Raw genomic sequence first — 3,038 nt, 5'->3', positions numbered from 1 at the left:
CCCTAAAGGATTTATTTAAAATAAATAAAAATTAAGAAAGAGACTTTATGAGAAAGTGCATAACCCTTAATTTAGCACTTATAACTTGTTGAAAAATTGAAATTTAAGAATAATTTCAATTTTTTTTCAAAAAAACAAAACCAAAAGAGAAGTATCTCCGTAAATGACAAAAACAAAGTTAAACAATAAACAATAACCATTATGATTAAAAAACAAATAGTATTATTGCTTGCAGTAACTACACTAGGATGTGTAACCACTGCATTTTCACAAAGCCCAATTAGCGGTTTTATGCAAGGAAAGGGAAAGGGAAATGTTGCACTTTCTTATAGTTTTGAGAAATATGAAAATGTTTTTCTTGTTCCACAAGAAGTTGAGAGCGTTCCTGTTTTTAATGACGTAAAAATCACTAGTGCATCTATTTATGGGGTTTACGGAATTTCGGACCAAGTTGATGTTGTAATGGTTTTACCGTACATCACAGCAACTGGTAATGCATCACAAGAAGTGTTGACAAACAATAACTTTGAAAACGAAAGAAAAGGTCTTCAAGATGTTTCAGTTTTTGTAAAGTACAGTCCGTTTTATTTTGATTTCGGCAACTCATCACTTCGTCTTATAGGAGCTTTAGGACTTAAAACTCCAGTTGGCGACTACAAGGTAAATGAAGGTTTACAATCTATCATTGCTATAGGTAACCGCGCTACAACAGTAAGCACAACCGGTATGGCCATGTATAAAATGAATTCAGGAATATTTGCTTCGGCGCAATTTGCAGGAAACTTTGCCTCAGATGAAGTACCTAATTCATACACTAGTGAAGTAAAATTAGGATATGCAGCCTCTTTATTTTATGCAGATGCTTTTATTGCCAACCAAACATCTACTAGCGGTGTTGATATTCTTGGAGAGGGATTCACAGGTTTTTTCCCAAGTACACAAGTAAATTACACTAAAATAGGTTTGAATTTATACACCCCAATTACAAAAGAAGTAGGTGTTTCAGCAGGTGCAAGCACCGTAATTGAAGGAAGAAACGTTGGTAAAGCAACTGGTTTATACGGTGGTTTAGTATACAAATTTTAATAAAAACAGACAACAAAATGAAAAACGTAAACATAAAAAGCGTAGTAATAGCACTAACTTTAATAGCTACATTGTCATCATGTGAGAATGATTACCAAGATGAGAAACCAAGTATTGCAGCAATTGCTGTTGCAAACGAAAACTTCAGTACTCTTGAAGGAGCCGCTATTCAAGGAGGAGTTGCAGGTGTATTGAGTAATAGTAACCCAAACGATCCATCAGGAAAATATACAGTATTTGCTCCAACAAATGATGCTTTCGCAAAATTAGGGCTAGTAAATAGTGGAAGCCTTGGCGTTTTGCAAAACAGTTTTTTAACGAATACTTTATTGTATCACGTTTCTAACGGAAGTCTTATGGCAAACCAAATAATGGCTGGAGGAACATCTGCATCTGCATTAAGCATAAACAGACGTTTTATTAGTAGAGGAAGTGATTTGTATATTAACGGATCTAAAATAATTCTTACTGATGTAGCAGCAAGTAACGGAACAGTTCACGCTATAGATAAAGTAATGATTGCTACCGGAGTAAACATTGTAGACTCAGCAATATTACTTAAAGATTCTAAAGTTTTTAAATCACCAGAACTTACATTTTTAGTGCAAGCCGTTATTTCATCTGGACTAGCACCTACATTATCAAATCCTGCAAACAATTTCACTATTTATGCGCCAACAGATGCTGCATTTAAAGCCGCTGGTTTTGCAACGATTCAAGATGTAGCTAACGCTCCTCAAGCAGTTTTACAACAAGTTCTATTAAACCATGCTATTAGTGGTGGTAAATTTACATCTGAGCAAACTGCAACAACAGCTACAACAGCTGGAGGCGGTACTTTAACATACAGCCCGTTCTTAAATGGAGTATTTACAGTAAAAAGTAATGGCAACACTATTCCTGCTAACATGGTTATTCCTGATATCCAATGTAGTAATGGTGTGGTACATATCATTGATAGAGTTTTACTACCATAAAAATTCAGAAATAAATTATAAAAAAATAGTCTTACTAAAAAGTAAGACTATTTTTTTTTCGCTGTAGTCAAGAAAATCTACATTAATATCCTTCAGACCAATTGAATTTTTCTTTAATAATGGTTGCTTTTTCTTGATCCAAATGCGCTAAAAATGCAGCCGCAACAGGCGCGTGTTTTTTACCTTTTAACCAAATAATACTCCAAGTTGTGGTAATAGGCAATCCTTTGAAAGGGATAATCTGAAGTTCTTTATTAGCCAATTCATTTTTGATACCAATTAACGGCATTATTGAACAACCTAGTCCTGCAATTACAGCTTGTTTTACCGCTTCATTTGAGGTTAATTCCATTTTTTTAGGAATCGTTACAGCATTTTTATTTATAAAATTTTCCATCAATTGGCGTGTGCCTGATCCTTTTTCTCTAAAAATAAGAGGGACTTTGTCAAAAATAACTTCTGAATTTTGAAGTTTTTGGGGATCCAAATTGGAGTTGGCCACCAGATATAATTTATTTTGTAACAAGTCCAATTGTTCCACATTTAAATTTGTAGGCAACACTGAGACCAATGCAAAATCTATTTCATTTTTCTCAAGACTACTCAAAACTTTACTTTTATTGGTCACATCCATTTGCAGTTCAATACTAGAATGCAGTTTCATGAAATGAGACAAAAAATAAGGCATAACATATTTACCAGTTGATACAACTGACACTTTTAATCTACCACTCAACTGTCCCTTGAAGGCCATTGTTTTGTAGTTTATAGTCTCCACTTGGTTGATAATATTTTGTGCTACATCTGCAATTTCCTGGCCAAAATCAGTGATATACAAACGCCTACCCACCACTTCTGAAAGTGGAATATCAAATTGATCTTGAAAATTTTTTAATTGTATAGATACAGCAGGTTGTGTAAGGTGCAGTTCCTCGGCAGCTTTGGTTACACTTTTTGTTTGAACAACTTTTAGAA

3 protein-coding genes are annotated in these 3,038 nt (G+C 34.1%); 2 read left to right on the top strand and 1 reads right to left on the bottom strand.

All coding sequences use genetic code 11. The features are described from left to right. Positions 1-201 precede the first annotated feature (201 nt). Entirely contained in the window at positions 202-1,086 is an 885-nt protein-coding gene (locus tag FPG59_RS15280) for a hypothetical protein (protein WP_086455414.1), read from the top strand. Positions 1,087-1,103: 17 nt separating this feature from the next. Further along, the gene (locus FPG59_RS15275; protein ID WP_086455413.1) at positions 1,104-2,063 is read left to right on the top strand and encodes a fasciclin domain-containing protein; all 960 of its coding nucleotides are present in this window, start codon (positions 1,104-1,106) and stop codon (positions 2,061-2,063) included. Positions 2,064-2,145: 82 nt separating this feature from the next. Here FPG59_RS15275 and FPG59_RS15270 read toward each other — a convergent pair. After that, positions 2,146-3,038, bottom strand: an 893-nt coding sequence (locus FPG59_RS15270; protein ID WP_140344698.1) for a LysR family transcriptional regulator, incomplete at its 5' end; no start/stop codon positions are given.

This window comes from Flavobacterium sp. FPG59, assembly GCF_002150205.1.
Lineage (GTDB): Bacteria > Bacteroidota > Bacteroidia > Flavobacteriales > Flavobacteriaceae > Flavobacterium.
This window is presented reverse-complemented; position numbering and strand designations above follow the sequence as displayed.

Excerpts from the sequence above, each read along its gene's own strand:
- FPG59_RS15280 (WP_086455414.1), top strand. The coding sequence starts at position 202 with ATGATTAAAAAACAAATAGTATTATTGCTTGCAGTAACTACACTAGGA.
- FPG59_RS15275 (WP_086455413.1), top strand. The coding sequence starts at position 1,104 with ATGAAAAACGTAAACATAAAAAGCGTAGTAATAGCACTAACTTTAATA.